Origin of the sequence: Achromobacter kerstersii (assembly GCF_902859595.1) — a bacterium.
Taxonomy (GTDB): Bacteria; Pseudomonadota; Gammaproteobacteria; order Burkholderiales; family Burkholderiaceae_B; genus Achromobacter; species Achromobacter kerstersii.
This window is the reverse complement of record NZ_CADIJQ010000001.1, coordinates 1,848,303-1,871,071: the sequence shown is the minus strand read 5'-3', so window position 1 is coordinate 1,871,071 and position 22,769 is coordinate 1,848,303. Positions and strand designations below refer to the sequence as shown.

Genomic DNA, 22,769 nt, shown 5'->3' with positions numbered 1-22,769 from the left:
GCCGACCGGCGTGGCGGCGCGCGCACCGCACCCGGCCCATGATGGCTCGGGCCGCGTGTCCGGCGCGATTTTTCCAGGCTTATTTCCGCGGCCCCTATGGATATCTTCATTCAACAACTGATTAACGGCGTCACGCTAGGCAGCGTGTACGCCCTGGTCGCCCTTGGCTACACCATGGTGTACGGCATCATCGGGCTGATCAACTTCGCGCATGGCGACGTCGTCATGATTGGCGCAATGGCGGCCACGACGATCGCCATTTCGCTGGTGGGCGGCGACCCTGGCGTGTCCGCCTTCGTGGTGCTGGGCGTAGGCCTGCTGGTGTCCGTGCCGCTGTGCATGGCGGTGGGCTGGACGGCCGAGCGCGTGGCGTACCGGCCACTGCGCCGTGCGCCGCGCCTGGCTGCGCTGATCACGGCAATTGGCGTGTCCATCATTTTGCAGAACGTGGCGATGATGGCCTGGGGCCGCAACTATCTGAACTTTCCGCAGGTGCTGTCGCCGCGCGTGTTCGAGTTTGCTGGCGCCCGCATGAGCACCTTGCAGATCGCCATTGTGGTGATTGCATCGCTGATCATGGGCGGCTTGCTGGCGATTGTGCACAAGACCCGTCTTGGCACGGCCATGCGCGCCACCGCGCAGAACCGCGAGGTAGCGGGCCTGATGGGCGTGAACATCAACACCGTGATTTCGGCGGCGTTCCTGATCGGCTCGGCGCTGGCCGCGGTGGCGGGCATGATGGTCGCCACCTACTACGGCGTGTCGCAATACACCATGGGCTTCATGCTGGGCCTGAAGGCGTTCACGGCCGCCGTGCTGGGCGGCATCGGCAACATGGTGGGCGCAATGGCCGGCGGCTTGCTGCTGGGCATTATTGAATCGCTGGGCGCAGGCTACATCGGCGACATCACCGGCGGCTTCTTGGGCAGCCATTACCAGGACGTGTTTGCGTTCTTCGTGCTGGTGCTGGTGCTGATCTTCCGTCCGTCTGGCCTGCTGGGCGAACGCGTGGGAGACCGCGCATGAGCCCCTCTTTGAAAAACAGCGGGCTGTCGGCCCGCAACCTGATTGGCATTGCGCTGATCGGCATTGTGCTGGCGGTGCTGCCCTTTGTCATCGGCATGGCCGGGCAAAGCTGGGTGCGCATTCTGAACTTTGCGCTGCTGTATGTGATGCTGTCGCTGGGCCTGAACATCGTGGTGGGTTTCGCCGGCCTGCTGGACTTGGGCTACATCGCGTTCTACGCGGTCGGCGCTTACACCTGGGCGCTATTGGCCTCGCCGCATTTCGGGCTGCATCTGCCGTTCTGGGCGATTCTGCCGATTGCGCTGGCGGTGGCGTGCCTGTTCGGCGTCTTGCTGGGGGCGCCCACACTGAAGTTGCGAGGCGACTATCTGGCCATCGTGACTTTAGGCTTTGGGGAAATCATCCGTATTTTCCTGAACAACCTGAACGCGCCCATCAACATCACCAATGGGCCGCAGGGCATCAACCGTATCGATACGTTCAAGGTGGGCGAATTCACCTTCGGGCGAACGGAAACCCTGATGGGCATCCGGTTTACGGGGCCAGAGAAGTACTACTACCTGCTGCTGGCGCTGACGTTAATCATCATCGTCGTGTGCGTGCGCTTGCAGAATTCGCGCATCGGGCGCGCATGGGAAGCGATTCGTGAAGACGAAATCGCGGCCAAGGCCATGGGCATCAACACGCGCAACATCAAGCTGCTGGCGTTTGCGATGGGCGCGTCGTTTGGCGGTGTGGCGGGCGCGTTGTTTGCGTCGATGCAAGGCTTTGTCAGCCCCGAGAGCTTTTCGTTGATGGAGTCGATTTCGATTCTGTGCATGGTGGTGCTGGGCGGCATGGGCCATATCCCTGGCGTGATTTTGGGCGCGTTGATTCTGGCCGCCTTGCCTGAGTTTCTGCGCGCGGTGGTCGAACCCGTTCAGCACATGCTGTTTGGCGCCGTCGTGCTGGACCCTGAAGGCATACGCATGCTGTTGTTCGGCTTGGCGATGGTGTGCGTGATGTTGTTCCGCCCGGCGGGCTTGTGGCCATCGGCCGTGCGCAAGCGCGAGCTGGCGACCAAGACCCAAGGGGGTGCGGCATGAGCAAACTGCTGCAAGCGCAAGGGTTGGGCAAACGCTTTGGCGGCCTGCAAGCCTTGTCGGACGTCAGCTTCGATATCGAGCAGGGCGAGATCTACGGCCTGATCGGCCCCAACGGCGCGGGCAAGACCACGCTGTTCAACGTGCTGACGGGGCTGTACATCCCGGAAGATGGCAGCTGCACCTTCAACGGCGAATCCATGTCGGGCAAGAAGCCGCATGAAGTCGCTTTTGCGGGGCTGGCGCGCACGTTTCAGAACATCCGCTTGTTCGCCAATTTGTCGGCGATTGAAAACGTGATGATCGGCCGTCACATGCGCACGAAGGCGGGGGTGTTCGGCGCCGTGCTGCGCACGCGCGGCACGCGGGCAGAAGAGGCGGCCATCGAAGCGCGGGCGCAAGAGCTGCTGGACTACGTGGGCATCGGCCATCGCGCCAATGACGTGGCGCGGTCGTTGCCGTATGGCGATCAGCGCCGCCTGGAGATTGCGCGCGCCTTGGCCACCGACCCGAAGCTGCTGGCGTTGGACGAACCCGCTGCCGGCATGAACGCGTCGGAAACGGTGGTGCTGCGCAAGCTGGTCGAGAAGATCCGCGATGACGGCGTTACCGTGCTGCTAATCGAACACGACATGAAGCTTGTCATGGGCTTGTGCGACCGCGTGCTGGTGCTGGAATACGGCAAGGTGCTGGCCATGGGCAAGCCCGCGCAAGTGCAGCGCGACCCCAAGGTCATTGAAGCGTATCTGGGCGCGGGCGCGGCCCAAGACCCGCTGATTCACAAGGAGAGCCCCGCATCATGACGGCATCCACACCCCTGTTGGAATTGCGCGGTCTGCAAGTGGCGTATGGCGGAATTCGCGCCGTGCGCGGCATTGATCTGCGTGTGGACGAAGGCGAACTCGTTTGCCTGATCGGCGCCAATGGCGCGGGCAAGAGCACGACGTTGCGCGCCATCTGCGGGCTGGTCCCGATGGCGGGCGGCGAAGTGGTCTATGCCGGCCAGTCGATCGGCGGCCAGAAGTCGCACGAGCTTGTGCGCCGCGGGCTGGTCATGGTGCCGGAAGGCCGGGGCATCTTCGGCCAGCTGACCATCGAAGAAAACCTGGCGATGGGCGCGTACATCCGGCGCGATGCCGCGCAAGTGCGCCAGGACACTGACCGCGTGTTCACGTTGTTCCCGCGCTTGGCCGAACGCCGAAAGCAGGCGGCAGGCACCTTGTCGGGCGGCGAACAGCAGATGGTGGCGATGGGCCGCGCGATGATTGCGCGCCCCAAGCTGCTGTTGCTGGACGAACCGTCCATGGGCTTGGCGCCGCTGATGGTGGAGAAGGTCTTCGACGTGGTGCGCACCATCGCGAGCGAAGGCGTCACGATCTTGCTGATCGAACAGAACGCGCGCCTGGCGCTGGAAAACAGCCATCGCGGTTATGTGATGGAGTCGGGCGAGATCATTCTGTCGGGTCCGGCGCGCGACATGCTGCATGACCCGAAGGTGCGCGCCGCGTATCTGGGCGAAGTCGAGGAAGCGTCGGCATAGCCTTGGTATCGCGGTTCGTCAGCAATAAAAAGCCCGGCATTTTTCGATGCCGGGCTTTTTCGTCGTCGGAGCTTGTCGTTGTCGGAGCTTGTCGTTGTCGGAGCTTGTCGTTGTCGGAGCTTGTCGTTGTCAGAGCTTGTCGTTGTAGGAGCTCGTCGTTCTCGGAGCTTGTCGTTGCCGGATCTTGTGGTTGTAGGAGCTTTACGTCGCCGGAGGTTTTCGTAATCAGCGGGCCGGATTCAGGCAGGTTGTGGCGTGACTTGCTTCTTGCCGATTCTTAGCGCGATCACCGCAGCGATCAGGCCGGTCGCGCCCGAGATCACAAACGCCATCAGGTAGCTGCCTTGCGCTTCGCGAATGGCGCCCGCCATCCACGCGGCGCTGGCCGCGCCCAACTGGTGGCCCGCAACGATCCAGCCAAACACGATGGCCGCATCGCGTTCGCCGAAGGCTTCGGTCGTCAGGCGCAGCGTGGGCGGCACGGTGGCAATCCAGTCCAGGCCGAAGAAGATGGCGAAGATCGACAGGCTGTAGAACGAGAAGTCGGAATAGGGCAGGTAGATCAGCGACAGGCCGCGCAACGCGTAATAGACGAAGAGCAGCTTGCGCGGGTCGTAGCGGTCAGTCAGCCAGCCGGATGCCGTGGTGCCGACCAGATCGAATACGCCCATCAGCGCCAGCAATCCGGCTGCTTGCACCTCCAGCATGCCGTGGTCGCCGCACAGCGCGATCAGGTGCGTGCCAACCAGGCCGTTGGTGGTGAAGCCACAGATGAAAAACGTGGCGAACAGGAACCAGAAGGTCGTCGTCTTCGACGCGCGGGCCAGCGCGCCGAAGGTTGCGGCCACCATGCCGGTGCGCGGTGCAGCGGGGGCGGGCGGGGCGTGCGGGTCGCTGCCGTAAGGCACCAGGCCCACGCTGGACGGGCGGTCTGGCACCAGCCACCAGGCCAGCGGCACCAGCGCGGCGGCGGCGGCTGCCACCGTCCAAACGACGCGCGTCCAGTCGCCGGATGAGGCCAGCGTGGCCAGGATGGGCAGGAACACCAGCGTGCCGCTGGCGGTGCTGGCGGTCAGTAGCCCCATCACCAGGCCGCGATGCTTGGTGAACCAGCGGTTCACAATCGTCGCGCCCAACACCGAGGCGACGGCGCCCGAGCTGATGCCCGAAAACACGCCCCAGCTCATGAGCAAATGCCAGGGTTCGGTCATGTAGGCGCTGACAGCGCTGGACGCCGACATCATGATCAGCGCGCTGATCAGCACCCGGCGCAAGCCAAAGCGTTCCATCGCCGCGGCGGCAAACGGACCAACCAGGCCGTACAGGAAAATGCCGGCGGCAGCGGCAAACGAGATCGAGCTGCGGCTCCAGCCGAAGCTTTCTTCCAGCGGCACCAGCAATACGCTGGGCGTGGAGCGCAGCCCCGCCGAAACCAGCAGCGCCAGGAAAATCACCGCGACGACGACAAAAGCGTACTTTTGGCCGGCACGCCGAAACGGGATGGGGAGGTGGGATATACTCATGTTACTGACCGGTACGTATTGGGATTTGCGAATAGTACGTACCGGTCAGTAACATCGTCAAGCGGTATTTGATTCCGCCCCGATTGATGTTGTCCGTTTGATGCATCACCTTTGAAGGAAACGTCCATGGCCAGTAAACCTTCCACCTCGTCCGGCGCCGCGCCGCAGCCCGCAGCCAAGCCGCTGCTGGCCGCCGACCGCATCCGCAAGACCGCGCGTGAAATGTTCTACCGCGATGGCATCCGCGCCGTGGGCGTCGACGCCATCGTCAACCAGGCCGGCGTGACCAAGCCCAGTCTGTACCGCAGCTTTTCGTCCAAGGACGAGCTGGCGGCCACCTATTTGCGCGATTACGACGCCGAATTCTGGGCGCGCTTTGACGGCGCGTGCGCGGCCCACCCGGGTGACCCGCGCGCGCAATTGCTGGAGTACCTGTCGGGCTTGAGCCAGCGCGCCGTGCAGAACGGCTACCGGGGCTGCGGCCTGACGAATGCGGCCGTCGAGTACCCGGAAGCGGGGCACCCGGCGCGCGCCGTGGCGGTGCAGCACAAGCTGGAGTTGCGCCGCCGCTTGAACGAGATGGCGGCGGGCATGGGGGCGGCTGACCCCGAGGCGCTGGCCGATGGCCTGCTGCTGCTGATCGAAGGCGCTTTCGTGTCGAGCCAGTTATTCGGAGAGGGCGGCCCGGCCGGACGGGTGGCGGACATGGCCGATAAGCTGATCCAGGCGCATCTACCCCGCTGAAAGCCGTATGGCGCTGCACAAGACTAGTGCTTAATGTGGTGCCGCATGCACCGTTATGGTGGTGTTTGTACCCATTGCGCAACGAACAAAATAATGGTTGAAGTTTTTATTGCAACGCAACAAACGCGGATCTAACATGAATTCGTGTTGTTCCACATCGCCTTTCTCAAGGAGAGAATCATGAGCGATACCGCGTTGAAAAATGCCCGTATGTCGGATGCGCTGGAGCGGTCCTTGATCCGCGAGGCCGTCAAAGCGGAAACCCTGTCCGGCCCGTTCAACCGTGGCATGTGGCTGCGTTTGAAAGTGCGCCTGGCCTCGTTTGGCGGTGCCGTCGGCGAAGTCCTGCACGACATGGACGTCGGCCGACAGCAACACCCGGTTGTCTCCGCCCGCCACTAAGCGCAAGCGGTCAGCCAGAAAAAACGCCAGCGATATTGCTGGCGTTTTTTTTGCGTTTTTCCTGGCGCTTAGACCACCATGTCCACCAGCAGGTAGCCATCCAGAATCACGATGCCAACGGTGGCGCTGATGGCGGCCAATGCCCAGGCGCCACGCAGCGCGTACTGGCCCATCAGCTTTCTGCGGCAGGCCAACAGCACCAGCGGACCCAGCGCGAAGGGCAGGGCCAGGCTCAGGATGACCTGGCTGAGCACCAGCAGTTCGTCCGGGTCTTTGCCGCCCGTGAAGATCAGCAGGCCCACGGCGGCGGCGCCTGCAATCAAGCGCGTCATGAGCGCGCGGCGGCGGTCTGACCAGTTGCTGCGGATCTGAAAACCTTTGGACAGAATGCGGCCGGCCAACACGCCTGTGATCGTGGAGCTTTGGCCCGCGGCGTAGAGCGCCACGGCGAACACGATGGCGGCGCCGACGCCCAGCGTGTGCCCAATGACGGCGTGGGCATCGTCCAGGCTGGACACGATCAGGCCCGAGCCCGACAACGACGCCGCCGCCACAATCATGATGGCCGAGTTGATCAGCATGGCGATGCCCAGCGACACGATGGTGTCATTGCGGGCGACGCGCATGGCCATGTCGCGGGCGGAGTCAGGCAACGCTTTCGCGCGTTCAGCCAGCGAGCCGGAATGCAGGTACAGGTTGTGCGGCATCAGCGTCGCGCCCAGGATGCCAAGCGCGATCAGGAAACCTTGCGGGTCGCGCAGCGCGCGGCCGGTTTCCGTGACGCCGTGCGCCACGGCCGTCCAGGCAGGATTCGCCTTGAACAGCAGGAAGACGAACGACGCGGCCACCACCGCCAGCAGCAGGGCGATCACACGCTCATGGCGGTCGGCGTTGCCACGGGTGAGCGCCAGCACGGCGAACGTGCCGACGCCGGTGACGGCCACGCCCGCAATCAGCGGCAGGTTGAACAGCAAGCGCAGCGCAATGGCGCCGCCGATCAGTTCCGCCAAGGCGGTCGCCAGAATGGCCGCTTCACCCGCGAGCCATGCGGTCTTGGACCAGCCGGGAGACAAATGCTGCGCGGTCAGCGAGGCCAGGTCCTGGCCCGTGGCCAGCGCCAGGCGCGACACCAGAATCTGAAAGCCCAGCGCCAGAAAGGCGGAGGTGATGACGACCATCAGCAGGCCATAGCCGAAGCCGCTGCCGCCTGCGATGTCAGTGGCCCAGTTGCCCGGATCGATGTAGCCCACAGCGACCAGAATGCCGGAACCGACCATGCGGCGCAGGTTCGCCGACAGCTGGGCGTCTTGCGCAAGGGCGGCTTTGCCGCCTGATATCGCGTAGATGAAACCGGTCATACGACACTCCTGAGAATGGTTCTCATTTTCCAGAAGCGATCGCCGACCGTCAAATTGATTTTCAACAAGCCGGGGATAGGTCCGCCCAATGGGGGCCTGCCCCGGCTTCTGGCGCGCCCCTGGTGGACGCACCCATCTTCAACCGTTCGGGATCAAGACTTGAGCTTGGCGTCCATGGTGATCTTGGCCTTCAGCACCTTGGACACCGGGCAACCCGTTTCGGCCTTGCGCGCGGCTTCCTCGAAGGCTTGGGCGGTGGCGCCGGGAATGACGGCTTCCACGGTCAGGTGGACGGCGGTGATGGAAAAGCCATCGTCCACCTTGTCCAGCGTGACTTCGGCTTTGGTGTCCAGGCTGGTCGCAACCATGCCGGCTTCGGACAGGATATTGGACAGCGCCATGGTGAAGCAGCCCGCGTGGGCCGCGCCCAGCAGTTCTTCGGGGTTGGTGCCCGGCGTGTCGCCAAAGCGCGTGTTGAACCCGTAAGGCTGAGCCTTCAGTGCGCCGCTTTGCGTAGAGATCGTGCCCTTGCCAGTCTTCAGATCGCCCGACCAGGCGGCGGATGCGGTTTTCTTCATAGTGACTCCTTGTGAGAGGGGACGCGTCCCGTGGCGGGCGCGTCCGGTGCAGGAATGCGCACCCCGGAAAAGGGCGGTGCGCGTTGCCTGAGCGGCATCGTCGATGATACGGCGAGCCCGAGGGGCGGGCGCGGAATCCAGCGGTGCGCAACGGCAAGCCGATGTAACGGCGGGCGGCAGGCCGGCGGGCAGACATAGAACTGCCGGGCTCAGAGCCGGATGCCCGGCCTGGGCGCCATCCGCATCAGGCAAAATAACGGCATCTCTACACTCCTTCCCAAGAGCTGCTGTCATGTCTCGCAATTTTCTTCGCATCGCCTGCGCCGCCGCGCTGGTCATCCCCGCCTTGTCCGCCCATGCCGAAATCGTGATCGGCGTGGATGTGTCGACGACGGGCCCCGCCGCCGCCATCGGCATCCAGACCAATAACGCGATTCGCCTGTGGCCCAACACCCTGGGCGGCGAACCGGCGCGCTACGTGGTGCTGGACGACGGCACCGACGTCAGCCGCGCGGTGAAGAACATGCGCAAGCTCACGTCCGAAGACAAGGTGGACGCCATCGTCGGCCCCAACACCACGGCCGCCGCCCTGGCCGCGCTGGACGTGCTGGCCGAGACCAAGACGCCGATGATTGCGCTGGCCGCCTCCAGCGTCATCGTTGAACCCTTGTCCGACCCCAAGCGCGCCTGGGCGTTCAAGATGCCGCAGAACGATTCGCTGATGGCGACGGTGCTGGTCGAGGACATGAAGAAGAAGGGCCTGAAGAACGTGGCCTTCATCGGATTCGCGGATTCCTACGGCGACAGCTGGTGGAAGGAGTTCACCGCCGCCGCCGGCAACGACTTGAAGATCGTGGCGCAGGAACGCTTTCAGCGCACGGACGCATCGGTGGTGGGCCAGGCGCTGAAAGTCATCGCCGCCAAGCCGGACGCCGTGCTGATTGCGGGGGCGGGCACGCCGTCGGCCTTGCCGCAGAAGACGCTGCTGGAACGCGGCTACACCGGCGCCATTTATCAGACGCATGGCATCGGCACGCTGGAATTCCTGCAAGTGGGCGGCAAGGACGTGGAAGGCACCTTGTTCCCGACTGGCCCGGGTGTGGTGGCGCGCGAGCTGCCCGACAGCAACCCGGTCAAGAAGGTGGCCGTGGCGTTTGCCGACAAGTATGAAGGCCAGTACGGCGCCAACACGCTGACGCAGTTTGCGGGCGACGCGTACGGGGCCTGGATGCTGCTGGATTCCGCCGTGGCGCGCGCGCTGAAAACGGGCGCCAAGCCCGGCACGCCGGAGTTCCGCAGCGCCCTGCGCGACGCCCTGGAAAACACCCGCGATCTGGTCGTGCCCAATGGCGTGCTGAATATCTCGAAGGCCAACCATCAGGGGTTCGACGAGCGCGCCCGCGTGATGGGCATCGTCAAGAACGGCCGGTTCTCGTACGCGCAATAGGGCGCTTGCATGGATTTCTACGGTTCGTAACATTTGCTGACGCCCCATAGGGGATCAGTCCCTAAAAGCAGGCTTAGGCCTGCTTTTTCACGCCTTAATGATTCGTATAGAAATCATTTCTTAGCGTATTATTTTTAGCGAAGCCATGTACCTAGAAATAAATACGGGAGAAATGATTCATGACCTTGCTACGATCCAGACGCTTGCTGTTGGCCCTGAGCCTGGGCGTATTGGCCGCATGTTCCGACTCGGGCGCCGATAAGGGCGCGCCTGCGGCTGGCGGTGCAGCGGCAGGCGCCGCCAATACCCTGGAAGCCGCCAAGGCGGCTGGCAAGATCCGCATCGGCTACGCCAACGAGGCGCCGTTTGCCTACATGGACAGCAAGGAAGCCAAGGTCACGGGGGAATCCGTCGAGATCGCCCGCATCGTGCTCAAGCGCATGGGCATCAACGAAGTGGAAGGCGTGCTGACCGAGTTCGGCTCGCTGATTCCGGGCTTGGCCGCCAAGCGCTTCGACATCATCGCAGCCGGCATGTACGTCACGCCCGAGCGCTGCCAGCAGGTGGCGTTCTCGGACCCGACCTACGGCGTGGGTGAAGCCTTTCTGGTGAAGCAGGGCAACCCGAAAAACCTGCACAGCTATGAAGACGTGGTGAAGAACCCCGACGCCAAACTGGGCGTGGTGGTGGGCGCCATCGAAGGCGATTACGCCCAGAAAGTGAAGATTCCCTCAGGCCAGGTGGTGGTGTTTCCCGATGCGGTCAGCGCCTTGTCCGGCGTGCAGGCCGGCCGCGCCGACGCCTATGCCGCTACCGCCCTCACCATCAATGACCTGATGGGCAAGACGCAAGACGGCAGCGGCTTGGAAAAGGCCGACCCCTTCACCGACCCGGTGATCGACGGCAAGGGCGTGCGTGGCTATGGCGCCTATGCGTTCCGCACCGACGACAAAGCGTTTGCGGATGCGTTTAACGCGGAACTGGCCAAGTTCATCGGCACCGACGAGCACAAGAAGCTGGTGGCGCCGTTTGGCTTCACCGATCAGGAGCTGCCTAACGGTGTCACCGCCGCCAAGCTCTGCGCCCGACAGTAAAGGGGGGCGCCGATGCAGCTCGTATCCGAACATATCGCGGAGCTGGTGCCGCCCCTGCTAGAGGGGCTGGTCGTCACGCTTGAAATCATGGCGGGGGCCGTCGTGCTGGCGGTGCCGTTGGCGCTGCTATCAGGCATCGGGCGGCTGTCGCCGGTGCGGCCGGTGCGCTGGCTGGCATCGATTTACGTCGAGGTCTTTCGCGGCACGTCAGCGCTGGTGCAGCTGTTCTGGTTCTATTTCGTGCTGCCGCTGTTTGGCGTGCAACTGCCTGCGATGCTGGTGGGCATTGTGGTGCTGGCGCTGAACGCGGGCGCTTATGGCGCAGAGGTGGTGCGCGGCGCTATTCGCGCCGTGCCGCCGGGGCAGCGCGAAGCGGGCGTGGCGCTGAACCTGACCCGCGCGCAAATCATGCGCCGCATCGTGGTGCCGCAGGCCATACCCGCCATGTTGCCGCCTGCCGGCAACCTGCTGATTGAACTGATGAAGAACACCGCGCTGGTGTCGCTGATCACCATCACCGACCTGACGTTCCGCGGCCAGCTGCTGCGCAGCGAAACCCTGCGCACTACCGAGATCTTTACGCTGATGCTGCTGCTGTACTTCGCGGTGGCGCTGCTGATCACGGCGGGCGTGCGCATGCTTGAGCGGAGGGTTCGCGTCCGATGACACCGATATTCGATTGGTCTTTCGCACTGGAAATTCTGCCCACGCTGGGCTCGGCGCTGGTCATCACCATTGAAGCGACCGTGCTGGGCATGCTGGTCGCGGTGACCTTGGGCTTGGTCCTGGCGATGCTGCGCCGGTCGCGGCCGCGCATTGTCTCGTTGCCCACGGCGTTCGTGATCGAGTTCATCCGCAGCACGCCGCTGCTGGTGCAGATGTATTTCCTGTTTTATGTGCTGCCGCTGACTGGCGCGCAGATGTCGCCGCTGGTGACCGGGGTCATCGCGCTGGGCCTGCACTACGCCACGTATTGCGCCGAGGTCTATCGGGCGGGCATTGAAGCAGTGCCGCGCGGGCAATGGGAAGCAGCCACTGCATTGAACATGTCGCGCTGGCGCACCGCCGTCGGCGTGGTGCTGCCGCAGGCGATTCCGCCCGTGGTGCCGGCGCTGGGCAATTACCTGGTCGCCATGTTCAAGGACACGCCGCTGCTGTCGGCCATCACCGTGGTTGAACTGCTGCAGCAAAGCAAGATGATCGGGTCGGCAACGTTCCGGTACACCGAGCCCCTGACGCTCGTGGGCGTGCTGTTCCTGGCGATGAGCCTGGTGGCGGCATGGGGTGTGCGCGGCCTGGAGGCCCGACTGCAACGATATGGAGGAAAGCGATGAGCGCCAGCTTGAACATCAAGAATCTGCACAAGCGTTACGGAGAGCTGGAGGTGCTGCGCGGCATCAATCTGGAGATTCCGGCGGGCCAGACGGTGGCCGTGATCGGGCCGTCGGGCTCCGGAAAATCCACCTTGCTGCGCGTGCTGATGACGCTGGACCAGCCCACCAGCGGCGATATCGAAATTGACGGCCAGTCGATGTGGACGGACGAGCAGGGCCGGCCGGTTGGCGTCAATTCCGAACACCTGCGCCGCGTGCGGGGCAAGATCGGCATGGTGTTCCAGCACTTCAATCTGTTCCCGCACATGACTGCGCTGGGCAACACCATGGAAGCGCCGGTGCATGTGCTGGGCATGACGAAAGACCAGGCGCGCGAGCGCGCCGTGGAGTACCTGGACATGGTGGGGCTGGGCGACAAGCTGGACGTCTATCCGGCACAGCTGTCGGGCGGGCAGAAGCAGCGCGTGGGCATTGCGCGCGCGCTGGCGATGTGCCCGGAGATCATGCTGTTCGATGAAGTGACGTCGGCGCTGGACCCGGAGCTTGTCGGCGGCATTCTGCAAATTCTGCGCGACTTATCGTCCCGGCGCAGCATGACGATGATCATCGTGACGCACCAGATGAAGTTCGCCGAACGCAGCTCGGACCGCACGCTGTTCTTTGACCAGGGCAATATCGTTGAAGACGCAGAATCGTCCGTGCTGTTCAGCCAGCCCAAGGAGGCGCGCACGCGCCAGTTTCTGGATTCGGTGATCGAAGGGCAGTAGGCGGGCGATGCGTGGCGCGCCCGGCAGGCAAGGGCAGAAGGGCTGCGGTTTAACCCTGCCGGGGGCGTTGGGATTGGCTTTCCGGTCATGGGCGGTTGCTATGCTGTCGCGTTCAATCTGCTGGAGCCGCCCATGAGTCACCTGTTCAGTCCCACGTCAGTCGGTAACGTCCCACTGGCCAACCGCATCGTCATCGCGCCCATGTGCGAATACTCGGCGGAAGACGGCCGCGCTACCGATTGGCACATGATCCATCTGGGCCATCTTGCCCTGTCGGGCGCCGCGCTGCTGTTCACGGAAGCCACGGCGGTGGAAGCCGATGGCCGTATTTCTCCCGGGGATCTGGGCCTGTGGTCTGACGAAACCGAGGCTGCACTGGGCCGCGTGGTGGCCGCCATACGCCGCTATTCGCCGATCAAGCTGGGCATCCAATTGGGCCACGCCGGCCGCAAAGCCTCAAGCGATGCGCCGTGGAATGGCGGCCAGCTGGTGCCACCCAGCGCGGGCGGCTGGCAAGGCTGGGCGCCTTCGGCCATTGCGCACAATGCATCGGAACCGCCGCCCCATGCGTTGGACGACGCCGGCCTGGTGCGCGTGCGAAACGCCTTCGTCGATAGCGCCCGGCGTGCGATTCGTTTGGGCTTTGACGCGATTGAACTGCATGCGGCGCACGGCTATCTGCTGCATCAATTCCTGTCGCCCTTGTCGAACCAGCGTCAGGACGCCTATGGCGGCTCGCTTGAAAACCGTATGCGCTTTCCGCTGGAAGTGTTCCAGGCCGTGCGCGAGATCACGCCGGACCACGTGGCGCTGGGCGTGCGCGTGTCCGCCTCTGATTGGGTCGACGGCGGCTGGGACCTTGAACAGACCATCGCGTTTGCGCAGGAGCTGAAAGCGCGCGGCTGTGAGTTCATCGACGTATCCAGCGGCGGCGTGTCGTCGCAGCAGAAGATTCCCGTGGGGCCGAACTACCAGGTGCCGTTCGCCGACGAGATCAAGCGCCAAGTCGGCATGCCCACCATCACCGTGGGTCTGATCACCGAGGCGCAGCAGGCCGAAGACATCGTGGCGCAAGGCAAAGCGGACATGGTCGCGCTGGCGCGAGGCATGTTGTATGACCCGCGCTGGCCGTGGCATGCCGCGGCGCAGTTGGGCGGCCAGGTCACCGCGCCACACCAGTACTGGCGTTCACAACCGCGCGATCAAAAAGACCTGTTTGGCGAAACGCGCTTCGGGCAGCGCTGATCGCAGACGTTCACGTCAAACAAAAACGCCGCTTCGATAGCGGCGTTTTTGCTTGCGGGAACGCGCAGCGATTACAGGCGCGAATACGCCAGTTCCAGCTCGCGTTGCATCGCGTCGGCAAAGTCGGCGCTGGCGGGGTCCAGCTGCGACAGCAGGCGGGCCAACACCACGTTGTCTTCTTCGCCGTTCCAGATCTTGATATACGTGCCTTCCTTGTAGCCATGCTGCTGGCGGAAGATGTTCAGCACGTTCTTCGACACGTACTGCGTGTAGGCGTCGTTCCAGGTCATCTCGCACGCCGTCATGGTCTGCTCCAGCACCTTGTAGCTGGCGCGGCCGCAAACGGCCAGGCCGCCAATCAGCTCCAGCAGTTCAGGCACGGTCAGGGCGCCAAGCGCATAGGCCTTGCCGTCCAGCGTGACCGTTGCTTCCGTGGCCAGATCGGCCATTAGCGCGTTCGCGGCGCCGTCTTGCTGGCCTTGGGCCTGAACAATCGTGTGCGACAGGTAGAAGTGCAGGATGTCGACCAGTTCCATCTGCACTTGGGGCAGGTCAATGGTCTGCTTCTTCCACCACTTCCAGCCGTAGTGCTCAAGCGCCTCGGCGGACTCGACGAAGGCGGCGCGCAGGAAACGGGAACCGCCATTGACCCAGTCAGGATTGATCATGCTGTTCAAGTGGTCCTGCAACTTCAGCATCGTGGCCGCCTGGGCCTGGTTCAATCCGACAACGTTATTCACTTTCACTCCGGGGGTCTTTAGGGGGTCTGCTCAATTGCGGCGGAAATGTTAGCACCAATGGTCAGCACCATTGGGTAGCCCACCATGGGTGAGCATGAATGTCCGCCAGCCTGGGCCGCTTACTTGCCGTCCTTGCGATACGACGAGGTCTTCAGCGGCGGCAGTTTGCCCATCCCATTGCGCGGTTTGCGCGCATTGCCCGCCGCCTTGAGCAGCATGAACGCGAAGAAGCCCAGGAACACGGCCGGCATCAGTTCGCCGAGCTCAAACTGGGGGCTGCGAAAGGCGCGAATCGCGATGTTCACCGCTGACCACCCAGCCAGAATGCCGCCCACCGTCAGCACAATGCCGATCTTGCGCAGGCGTGCGCGCTGCGCCATCGACGCCTCGCCGGTGTCGGACTGCGCGGTCGAACCGGGCGCCTGGGCGTGGGACGGGGGGGACGGCGTGCGCGACGCCGTATTGCCCCAGGGGGCGGTGGACAGGGAATCAGACGTGACGGGGGGCGGGACGGGTACGGCCACCTTGGACGAAGCCTGCCGCGACGCCTCGCGCTTGTCGGGAACCCGGCCGGGCGTGACGCCCCCCGCGCGCGTCAGGTTCTCGATGTAGCGTGCGAAATCGCCGTTCTTCGGCTCCAAATCAATCGCCATGACTCTCTCTCTGGTTCAATTGCCGCGCCGGACGCGCGCCGGCTGACGGCGCTTGCGCATCATGGCGAGCAGAAGTCCGCATCCTAGCAGCACTGAGAAGCCTGCGCCGATCATCATGGCGATCTGCTGCGCGTTTTCGGCGGTGCCCAGACTGCGCGCGGTGATATAGCCCGGGGCCAGCATCAGCGGCATCCACAGCAGGGCCGACAGCACATTGGCCAGTTGGAAGCGGCTTTGCGCCATGCCCATGACGCCCGCAACCGTGGGAATAGTGGACCGGATTGGCCCCAGAAAGCGGCCAATCAGTACCGAGGCGAACCCATAGCGGTAGAAGAACAGCCGGGCGCGCGCCACGCCGGTGCGCTGTTGCTTGAGCGGCCAGCGGCGCAAGACGCCGGGGCCGGCCCAACGGCCCAGCCAGTAAGACAGCGCGTCGCCGACGATGGCGCCTGCAATGCCCCATATGATGACGCCCCAGGGGTCGAGCGTGCCGGCGCCAATCAGGCCGCCCGTCAGCAGCATCAAGGCGGTGGCGGGAATGAACAGGCCCAGCAGCACCATGGATTCGCCCAGGGTCAGCAGGAAGGTGATTGGGCCGGCCCAGATCTGGTTGGCCTCGATGAAGAGGCCGATCTTGTCGATATATTGGTCCATGAAGGCGGAGTCTGAAAATTAGCTGAATGCAATCGGGTATCTTAACGCCTGCTTTAATGGCCAAGTGTTATCTAGGCTTTCTGATTGATGCGTACGACTGGGGAACTATGGATTCGGTAACACAAGCGGTGCTGGGTGCGGGGATACAAGGGGCAATGCTGGGGCGCTTTCAGGGGCGCCGGGCGCTGATCTACGGGGCGGCCCTGGCGACGGTGCCTGACCTGGACGTGCTGATGCGCTATCCCGACCCCGTGTCGCTGATGACCTATCACCGGGGCTTTTCGCATTCCATCTTCGTGCTGACCGGGCTGGCCTTGCTGCTGACCTGGCTGATACGCAAATATTGGCCGCAAGCGCCCTACGGCGGGCGAAGGTTGTTCTTGACCTTATGGCTGGTGCTGGTGACCCACCCGGTGCTGGACGCGTTCACCGTCTATGGCACGCAGCTGTTCTGGCCGCTGGCGGCCATTCCCGAAAGCTGGTCGGCCATTTTCATCATCGATCCAATCTATACCGTGCCCTTATTGCTGGGCGTGGTCTATGCGATTGCCGTGGGCATGACGAGCCGCGCGCGCCGGTTCCTGGCGGGGGCGTTGATCTTCAGCACCGCCTATCTGGGCTTCGGGCTGGCCAGCCGTATCGTCACCGAAGACCGCGTGCGCGACGCCATGCAGCAGCAGGGCATCGCCGTGACCGAGCTGCGCGCGGTGTCGATGCCGTTCAACACGCTGGTGTGGCGCGTCATCGCCAAGACCGCGGATGGTAATTACTACGAATCCGTCAGCAGCCTGTTCGACCGCGGGCAGCCGGAATGGCTGCGCCAGCCGCTGAATCTGGATCTGGGCCAAGCACTGGAGAACGTGCCGCTGCACGCGCGCCTGCGCTGGTTCACGGACAACTGGCTGCGGTATGACGCCATTGGCGATGCGCTCGTTGTGACGGATCTGCGCATGGGCATGGCGGGGCATTACACGTTCCGCTTCAAGATGGCCGAGCGCGCGCCGGATGGCAGCTGGACGCCCGTTACGCCATCGAGCTGGCCTAGCGAACGCGGCGGCTGGAACGAACTGAAGCTGGTGCTGGCGCGCATTCTGCACGCGCAGCCGCCGCTGCCGCTGGCGGAGTGGTCGGAATTGTCGACGAAGTAGAGGGGGGCGGTCAGGAACAGGCGCTAATCGCCATGTTCCCGACCATCTGCACGATGTTCTGGATGTCCTTGGGTGACAAGCTTTGGACACCCAGCCGGCGCAGCAGCGCCTCGCGCGCTACTGCGAAGGCAAGCGCCTGGCCCAGGATGGCGTGGGCGCGCAGAATGGCGTCGCGATCCCCATGCGTTTGCCCACGGATGTCCGCTACCAGGTTTGCAATGGTCTCGTGCAGCGGCTGGAACAGTTGCCCATACAACGCGTCGAATTGCTCAGTGGGTTGCAGCTGCTCGCGCGCCAGCAGCAGACTGCTGGCGGCCGACGCTTCTGAATCCAACAGTGCCGATACAAAATCCTGCATCAGCAACTGAAGCGCCGCACGGGCGGAATCAGGCGACGTCGCTGCCGGGCGCGGCAGGCCCAGGCGCTCGGTGATGTGGGCGGCCACCTGCTCAAGCACTGCCGCATACACCCCGTCCTTGCCCCCGAAATGATAGGGAATCGCGGACTGGTTCACGCCTGCCTCGTCGACCAGTTGCCGGGTCCGCACGCCGTCCAGCCCATGGCGGCTGAACAGCGCCAGGCCCGCCCGGATCAGCCGGTCGCGCGTTTCGCGGGAGCGTGCGTTGAGAGTGTCTTGATCGTGCATCGATGTCTTGGATTTGGCTGCCCGCGTGGGACTAGTCGTCTGCGTGCATCAGCCACGTTGAGTTCTGGTTCAGTTCCACCCCGGCCGTGCGGCCGACGAGAACGGTGCCGCCGATATTAGCCAGGTGGCGACCAAAGGCGCAATTCGGTTCGAAGGCAAAGCACATGCCTTCTTGCAGCGGCACGTCGCGCCCCACGGTGGGCAGGCGCCGCAGGTCTGCATAGCGAGCGGCTTCGGGCAGCGATTCTATGCCAGGGGCGGTGCCAAAGCCTACCGGACCATAGGGATTGATGCTGTGAATCAACGGATGCACATGCCAGCCGCCGGCCTCAAGCAGCGGCGCTTCCATGGCGTCGACCACATCGCCAAATGTATTGCCCGCCTTTAACGCCGTGACCCCGGCCTCGTAGCTGGCGCGGGCAACAAAGGCCGCGCGCAGGATGTCGGGATGCACCGTGCCGATCGCCACCGCCGCCTGATGCTGAGTTTCCATCATGCCGTACAGCGCAAAGATCTCTGACAACACCACGTCTCCCTGTTGCAAGATCCGGGGAGCTTGCGCGCGGTACTGCCAGGCGGCCGGCCCCCATCCCACGTATTCCGGCCCGGAACCCAGCAGGATCTCAGCGGTATAGCCGCCCATGGAAAAGCACGTGGCGGTAACGGCGGCGACCAGGTCCGCCTCGGATACGCCCGGCTTGGCCGTAGCGCGCAGGGTTTCGCTCATGGCTTCGCCAATGCTGGCGGCGTGCCGGATCAGGGCCTGTTCTTCTTGGCTCTTCACCGCTGCGCGCTGAAAGAACGGGCGGAACACGGGCACGAATACCGCATCCGGCAACGCAGCTTCCAGCCCTTGCAGCGTGCGCGCGGGCATGGCGCCGTCGAAATAGAAGGGAGGGTAAGGCTCCAGGCCGATCACGCCGATGCGGGCGCCGTTCAATTGCCGGCTGGCGAGCCAGGCGCCGACGTCGCGGCCCGTCTTGCCGACAAACAGCTGTTCCGGAGCGATCCATTGCAGGTCTCCTCGCAGTGCAGCTTGCAGGTGGTCGGCCACCATCAGCGAGGCAAAGGTATAGACACGCGGCGCGTCGTTGCCGATGAACACCACGATCGATCCCGGGCGGTCGTTGGTGAAGTAACAGTCATGGGCAAAACCTGCCGGGGCGGCGGCTTCGCGATCGCCGTACACGATCAGGGCGTCCAGGTGTTCGGCCGCCATCAGGTCGCGGGCCAGCTGCCAACGTCTGTCGCGCTCGGTCAGGGAAAGGGGGGCGGGGGACATGGGTATGTTGCTCCATAGGGGGTGTCAGTGAACGGCGACTATAAATCATTCATATGAATGAATCAATCAAATGAATTAATTAATGAATAAATAAAGGGGATGAGAGCGAGGCAGCCCCCTTGGGCACACATCCATTTCCATGTCCCAACAATCCTCATATTGACCACTTCCTGCCGCATGTTTTATTCTTGTTCGATATTAAGGAACTTAAGTTCCGTTTTATGGAACATTCATGAGCATTCTAGATGGAGTCCAACGCGTGCTGTCGCTGTACGCGGAAGGCGCGACGGAGCTGAGCTTTACCGACGTCGCCGCGCGGCTGGCCATGCCCAAGAGCACGGCCTCTCGCTTGCTGAACCAGATGCAGCATTACGGCATGCTGGACCAGGACGCCGCCACGCGCCGCTACCGCGCCGGGGCCTTGCTGGCGCAGGCCGTGCGTGCCGGCATGGTCGCAACGCCGCTGGATGAAGCCTGCCGCGCGGTGTTGACTCGCCTATCCGACGACAGCGGCTTGACCGCGTATTTGTCCACCTTGAACCAACGTGAAACCGTGGTGCTGCAACGCCTGAATGGCTCGCATCCGGTGCAGGTGTTGTCACCGCCTGGCTCGCGCCGCAATGCGTCCGGCACGGCGATGGGCCGGGCGCTGTTGTCGCGCTTGAACGATGCTGAATTTCAAGCGCTGTACGGTGCCGACCCGGCCCAGCCCCTGCCGATGGAAGGCCGTGATTGCCCGGCCACCGTCGGCGACCTGGCCCGCCTGGTCGAGCAGACGCGCGCAGACCATTGCGGCGTGGCGATTGACCAGGCCATGCCCGGCATTGGCGCCGTGGCGGCTGCGGTGCGTGACCCGGCCACCGGCGAATTGCGCGGCCTGTGTCTGTCGTTTGTGTCGTTCCAGGCCGATGCGGCGCGCGTGGCGCGCTTGCGCGATTCGGTGCTGCAACAGGTGGCGGCGTTGGGCCGCGAACTGCACGACCCTTATTGGCTGGCGTGAACCCTTTGGCTTGAACCCATTGGCCTAAACCCTCTGGGTGGCTTGAATCCTTTCTCTTGTTGACGCGCCCACGCGGGCGCTCCCCCGAACATCCCCTGACGGAACCTCTCCCATGAACCTCTTGCTACTTAGCAATTCCAGCAGCGACGCCGGTTATCTGGTCCACGCCATGCCGGACATCCGCGAACTGATCGCATCCTTGCCGCAAGGCGCGCCGGCCGTGTTCGTGCCGTTCGCCGGCGTCACGCGGGATTGGGACGACTACACCGCGCTGGTGGTATCGGCCTTGGCGGACACAGGGCTTGCCATTCAGGGCCTGCACCGTGCCGAAGACCCGGTGGCCGCGCTGGAAAACGCCGCTGTCATCATCGTGGGTGGCGGCAACACGTTCAATCTGTTGGGCCAGTTGCGCCGTCAAGGCTTGCTGGACGTGGTGACGCGCCGCGTGCGTGCGGGGGCCGCTTATCTGGGCTGGAGCGCTGGCTCAAACCTGACGTGCCCCACCATCTGCACCACCAACGACATGCCCATTACCGACCCGGGCGGCTTCGACGGTCTGGGCCTGATCCCGTTCCAGATCAACCCGCACTACACCAACGCGCACCCGCCCGGCCATCGCGGCGAAACGCGCGCCCAGCGTCTGGCTGAGTTCTGCACGCTGAATCCCGCGATGCCGGTTCTGGGCCTGCCGGAAGGATCGGCGCTGCGCGTGCGCGGCGGCAAGGTTGCGCTGGTCGGCCCGCATGATGCGCCGCTGTTCCTGGGCCACACCGAACCGCGCGTGTTCCGACCCGGCCCGCTGGAGATCCCAGCATGAAGCATGTGATCGACACCATCGAGCTCTTGTCGTCCGCCCACATCACGGGTGACGCGGTTGCGCAGGTGCTGCGCGAGGCCGGCGAGTGCGAGGTGGAAGTGACCCGCCTGGAACGCGATGGCGCCGCCACGGATTTTCTATCCATCGTCATTCCCGGCCTGGACGCATCGGCGCCGCAGCTGGGCATTGTTGGTCGCCTGGGCGGCATCGGCGCGCGTCCCGCCGTGACGGGCCTGGTGTCCGATAGCGACGGGGCGGTGGTGGCGATTGCCGCGGCGCTCAAGCTGATGGCCATGGCGCGTCAGGGCGACGTGTTGCCTGGCACCGTGCGTATCCGCACGCACATCTGCCCGCGCGCCGGCACGCGTCCGCACCACCCCGTGCCGATGATGCGTTCGCCGTTTCCCATGCGCGAAATGATGTCGCACGAAGTCGACCCGCGCATGGACGCGATTCTGTCGGTGGACACCACGCGCGGCAACCGTCTGGTGAACAAGCGCGGCGTGGCGCTGACGCCGGTGGCCAAGCAGGGCTATCTGCTGCGCATTCCCGAAACGATGCTGGATGTGATGGGCTGGGTCAGCGGCGAACTGCCGGTGACCTTGCCGCTGACGACGCAAGACATCACGCCATATGAAAACGGGCTGTGGCACGTGAACTCGCTGATGCAGCCGGCCATCGTGACCGATGCGCCCGTGGTGGGCGTGGCGCTGACCGCGCAGACTGCCGTGCCGGGCTGCGCCACGGGTGTGACCAACGCCGTGGATGCGGACGTCGCCATGCGCTTCTGCATCGAGATCGCCAAGATGTTTGGCCAGCGCACGATGGCGTTTTTCGATGACGCGGAATGGCGTGCGCTGCAAGGCCGTTATGGCTCGATGGCGCATCTGCAAACCGTGGGCCGCGAAGATGGCGGTGCGGCATGAACGCGCTGCAATCGCGCCGCGTGGCCTTCTTCACCATTGGCCAATCTCCGCGCAGTGATGTCGTGCCGGAAATGGCGCGGCTGTTGGGCGACTCGGTACGCATTGACGAGTTCGGCGCGCTGGACGGCCTGGACGCCGCGGCACTTGCCGCAATGGCGCCGCGCGATGGCGAGTACCGCTTCGCCACCCGCATGCGTGACGGCGCGCAGATCGAACTGGACGCCGCCCGCGCGGAAGCGCGGCTGGCCGACGTGATGCGCCAAGCGGATGACGCGGGCTATGACGTGCTGGTGCCACTGTGCACCGGTACGGCCATCGCGCGGATGCGCACGCTGGTTATCGAGCCGCAGCAGGTGGTTGACCATCTGGTGGCCGGGTTGTCCGCGCACTGCCGCAAGGTGGGGCTGGTGGTGCCGCTGGCCGAACAGGTCGATTTCTTTCACATGGCCGTGCCGCTGGCTTGCGCGACCGAAGTTGTGCACGCATCGCCCTACGAGGCCGACGCCGACCAAGCGGCGCGCAACTTCGCGCAAGCGGGGCAGGCGCTGGCGTCCTGCGATGTGATCGTCATGCATTGCATGGGTTACGCCGAGCGCATGCGCGACGCCGTTGCCCAGGCCTCGGGCCGCCCGGTGCTGCTGTCCAATCGCCTGGTGGCGCAGGCGCTATCGCAAATTCTGGAATAAAGCCGCCTAGGCAAACCGATGCGTCGTTGCAGCGGTGACACGCCGCGACGACGCCGGTAGAGCGGCAAGGGGAGACG

General features: G+C 64.2%; 25 protein-coding genes. 17 read left to right on the top strand and 8 right to left on the bottom strand.

Annotation, left to right across the window (positions count from 1 at the left end):
• Positions 1-96 precede the first annotated feature (96 nt).
• Genes HV765_RS08310 through HV765_RS08295 form a run of 4 tightly spaced genes read left to right on the top strand, consistent with a single transcriptional unit; the run spans position 97 to position 3,648 of the window.
• Positions 97-1,026: a branched-chain amino acid ABC transporter permease gene (locus tag HV765_RS08310; protein WP_054424991.1), complete on the top strand. Its 930-nt coding sequence runs from the start codon at positions 97-99 to the stop codon at positions 1,024-1,026.
• Positions 1,023-2,111 carry an ABC transporter permease subunit gene (locus HV765_RS08305; RefSeq protein ID WP_175169369.1) on the top strand — a complete coding sequence of 363 codons (1,089 nt, stop codon included), beginning with the start codon at positions 1,023-1,025 and terminating at the stop codon, positions 2,109-2,111. Before HV765_RS08310 ends, HV765_RS08305 begins: the two co-directional genes overlap by 4 nt.
• Positions 2,108-2,911: an ABC transporter ATP-binding protein gene (locus tag HV765_RS08300; RefSeq protein WP_054424995.1), complete on the top strand. Its 804-nt coding sequence runs from the start codon at positions 2,108-2,110 to the stop codon at positions 2,909-2,911. Before HV765_RS08305 ends, HV765_RS08300 begins: the two co-directional genes overlap by 4 nt.
• Entirely contained in the window at positions 2,908-3,648 is a 741-nt protein-coding gene (locus HV765_RS08295) for an ABC transporter ATP-binding protein (protein WP_054424997.1), read from the top strand. Before HV765_RS08300 ends, HV765_RS08295 begins: the two co-directional genes overlap by 4 nt.
• A 239-nt stretch (positions 3,649-3,887) precedes the next feature.
• On the opposite strand, the gene HV765_RS08290 is transcribed toward HV765_RS08295, so the two are convergent.
• On the bottom strand, positions 3,888-5,171 hold the full coding sequence (locus HV765_RS08290) for an MFS transporter (protein WP_175169368.1): 1,284 nt from the start codon (positions 5,169-5,171) through the stop codon (positions 3,888-3,890).
• Positions 5,172-5,297: 126 nt separating this feature from the next.
• Here HV765_RS08290 and HV765_RS08285 point away from each other — a divergent pair, with 126 nt between their 5' ends.
• Entirely contained in the window at positions 5,298-5,915 is a 618-nt protein-coding gene (locus HV765_RS08285) for a TetR/AcrR family transcriptional regulator (RefSeq protein ID WP_175169367.1), read from the top strand.
• A 180-nt stretch (positions 5,916-6,095) separates the two neighbouring features.
• Positions 6,096-6,317, top strand: a complete 222-nt coding sequence (locus tag HV765_RS08280; protein WP_175169366.1) for an XRE family transcriptional regulator — start codon at positions 6,096-6,098, stop codon at positions 6,315-6,317.
• A gap of 68 nt (positions 6,318-6,385) precedes the next feature.
• Here HV765_RS08280 and HV765_RS08275 read toward each other — a convergent pair whose 3' ends face one another.
• Complete coding sequence (locus tag HV765_RS08275) at positions 6,386-7,675, bottom strand: Nramp family divalent metal transporter (protein ID WP_054425005.1); 1,290 nt, start codon at positions 7,673-7,675, stop codon at positions 6,386-6,388.
• 152 nt (positions 7,676-7,827) lie between these two features.
• Positions 7,828-8,253: an OsmC family protein gene (locus HV765_RS08270; RefSeq protein WP_054425007.1), complete on the bottom strand. Its 426-nt coding sequence runs from the start codon at positions 8,251-8,253 to the stop codon at positions 7,828-7,830.
• Between the two features lie 292 nt (positions 8,254-8,545).
• On the opposite strand from HV765_RS08270, the gene HV765_RS08265 reads away from it, so the two are divergent.
• From HV765_RS08265 to HV765_RS08240, 6 genes are all read left to right on the top strand, one after another.
• Positions 8,546-9,700, top strand: coding sequence for an ABC transporter substrate-binding protein (locus HV765_RS08265; RefSeq protein ID WP_175169365.1), 1,155 nt, complete (start codon positions 8,546-8,548; stop codon positions 9,698-9,700).
• A gap of 179 nt (positions 9,701-9,879) precedes the next feature.
• The gene (ehuB, locus tag HV765_RS08260; protein ID WP_175169364.1) at positions 9,880-10,794 is read left to right on the top strand and encodes an ectoine/hydroxyectoine ABC transporter substrate-binding protein EhuB; all 915 of its coding nucleotides are present in this window, start codon (positions 9,880-9,882) and stop codon (positions 10,792-10,794) included.
• Between the two features lie 12 nt (positions 10,795-10,806).
• Positions 10,807-11,460, top strand: a complete 654-nt coding sequence (gene ehuC / locus HV765_RS08255; protein WP_054425014.1) for an ectoine/hydroxyectoine ABC transporter permease subunit EhuC — start codon at positions 10,807-10,809, stop codon at positions 11,458-11,460.
• Positions 11,457-12,128, top strand: coding sequence for an ectoine/hydroxyectoine ABC transporter permease subunit EhuD (ehuD, locus tag HV765_RS08250; RefSeq protein WP_175169363.1), 672 nt, complete (start codon positions 11,457-11,459; stop codon positions 12,126-12,128). The genes ehuC and ehuD overlap by 4 nt, the downstream gene beginning before the upstream one ends.
• A complete protein-coding gene (ehuA, locus tag HV765_RS08245; protein ID WP_175169362.1) occupies positions 12,125-12,895 on the top strand; it encodes an ectoine/hydroxyectoine ABC transporter ATP-binding protein EhuA in 771 nt (256 codons plus the stop codon). Before ehuD ends, ehuA begins: the two co-directional genes overlap by 4 nt.
• Positions 12,896-13,027: 132 nt before the next feature.
• The gene (locus tag HV765_RS08240; RefSeq protein WP_175169361.1) at positions 13,028-14,140 is read left to right on the top strand and encodes an NADH:flavin oxidoreductase/NADH oxidase; all 1,113 of its coding nucleotides are present in this window, start codon (positions 13,028-13,030) and stop codon (positions 14,138-14,140) included.
• Positions 14,141-14,211: 71 nt separating this feature from the next.
• On the opposite strand, the gene HV765_RS08235 is transcribed toward HV765_RS08240, so the two are convergent.
• From HV765_RS08235 to HV765_RS08225, 3 genes are all read right to left on the bottom strand, one after another.
• Positions 14,212-14,862 carry a dUTPase gene (locus HV765_RS08235; RefSeq protein WP_175169561.1) on the bottom strand — a complete coding sequence of 217 codons (651 nt, stop codon included), beginning with the start codon at positions 14,860-14,862 and terminating at the stop codon, positions 14,212-14,214.
• Between the two features lie 137 nt (positions 14,863-14,999).
• Positions 15,000-15,533, bottom strand: coding sequence for a hypothetical protein (locus HV765_RS08230; protein ID WP_175169360.1), 534 nt, complete (start codon positions 15,531-15,533; stop codon positions 15,000-15,002).
• Positions 15,534-15,548: 15 nt separating this feature from the next.
• Complete coding sequence (locus tag HV765_RS08225; protein ID WP_175169359.1) at positions 15,549-16,187, bottom strand: DedA family protein; 639 nt, start codon at positions 16,185-16,187, stop codon at positions 15,549-15,551.
• A 107-nt stretch (positions 16,188-16,294) separates the two neighbouring features.
• On the opposite strand from HV765_RS08225, the gene HV765_RS08220 reads away from it, so the two are divergent.
• Positions 16,295-17,335, top strand: coding sequence for a metal-dependent hydrolase (locus HV765_RS08220; RefSeq protein ID WP_175169358.1), 1,041 nt, complete (start codon positions 16,295-16,297; stop codon positions 17,333-17,335).
• Between the two features lie 10 nt (positions 17,336-17,345).
• Here HV765_RS08220 and HV765_RS08215 read toward each other — a convergent pair whose 3' ends face one another.
• Positions 17,346-17,981 (bottom strand): CerR family C-terminal domain-containing protein, encoded by a 636-nt coding sequence (locus tag HV765_RS08215; RefSeq protein ID WP_175169357.1) that lies wholly within the window; start codon positions 17,979-17,981, stop codon positions 17,346-17,348.
• Between the two features lie 31 nt (positions 17,982-18,012).
• Positions 18,013-19,263, bottom strand: coding sequence for a M24 family metallopeptidase (locus HV765_RS08210; RefSeq protein WP_175169356.1), 1,251 nt, complete (start codon positions 19,261-19,263; stop codon positions 18,013-18,015).
• A gap of 232 nt (positions 19,264-19,495) precedes the next feature.
• On the opposite strand from HV765_RS08210, the gene HV765_RS08205 reads away from it, so the two are divergent.
• From HV765_RS08205 to HV765_RS08190, 4 genes are all read left to right on the top strand, one after another.
• A complete protein-coding gene (locus tag HV765_RS08205; protein ID WP_175169355.1) occupies positions 19,496-20,263 on the top strand; it encodes an IclR family transcriptional regulator in 768 nt (255 codons plus the stop codon).
• Between the two features lie 112 nt (positions 20,264-20,375).
• On the top strand, positions 20,376-21,080 hold the full coding sequence (gene pepE / locus HV765_RS08200) for a dipeptidase PepE (RefSeq protein ID WP_175169354.1): 705 nt from the start codon (positions 20,376-20,378) through the stop codon (positions 21,078-21,080).
• Entirely contained in the window at positions 21,077-22,006 is a 930-nt protein-coding gene (locus HV765_RS08195; protein ID WP_054425034.1) for a DUF1177 domain-containing protein, read from the top strand. Before pepE ends, HV765_RS08195 begins: the two co-directional genes overlap by 4 nt.
• Positions 22,003-22,692: an AroM family protein gene (locus HV765_RS08190; RefSeq protein ID WP_175169353.1), complete on the top strand. Its 690-nt coding sequence runs from the start codon at positions 22,003-22,005 to the stop codon at positions 22,690-22,692. The genes HV765_RS08195 and HV765_RS08190 overlap by 4 nt, the downstream gene beginning before the upstream one ends.
• Positions 22,693-22,769: the final 77 nt, after the last annotated feature.